Below are 267 nucleotides of genomic sequence, written 5' to 3'. Positions count from 1 at the left end.
CCAGTATGTAAGACCCCTTGAAGACGACGAGGTAGATAGGCTGGGGGTGGAAGTGCAGCAATGCATGGAGCTGACCAGTACTAATCGGTCGAGGGCTTATCCAATTAGCAACTTCTAATTCGCATGTTTCGTTTCGAATCTAGTTTTCAGAGAACGAACTCTGAAATGTAAGCTAAGCTATGCGTTTGGTGGCGATGGCGGAGGGGTTCCACACGTACCCATCCCGAACACGACCGTTAAGCCCTCTAGCGCCGATGGTACTTGGAC

The 267-nt window shown here is 50.6% G+C and carries 2 rRNA genes; both read left to right on the top strand.

The window, feature by feature from the left end:
• Positions 1-104, top strand: a 23S ribosomal RNA gene (locus WFI24_RS34275); the annotation flags it as partial.
• Between the two features lie 80 nt (positions 105-184).
• Positions 185-267: ribosomal RNA gene (rrf, locus tag WFI24_RS34270) — 5S ribosomal RNA — on the top strand; the annotation flags it as partial.

Origin of the sequence: Paenibacillus sp. USHLN196 (genome assembly GCF_037144955.1) — a bacterium.
Taxonomy (GTDB): domain Bacteria; phylum Bacillota; class Bacilli; order Paenibacillales; family Paenibacillaceae; genus Paenibacillus; species Paenibacillus xylanexedens_C.
Note: the sequence above shows the minus strand (reverse complement) of the source record. Positions and strands in the feature narration are given on the sequence as shown.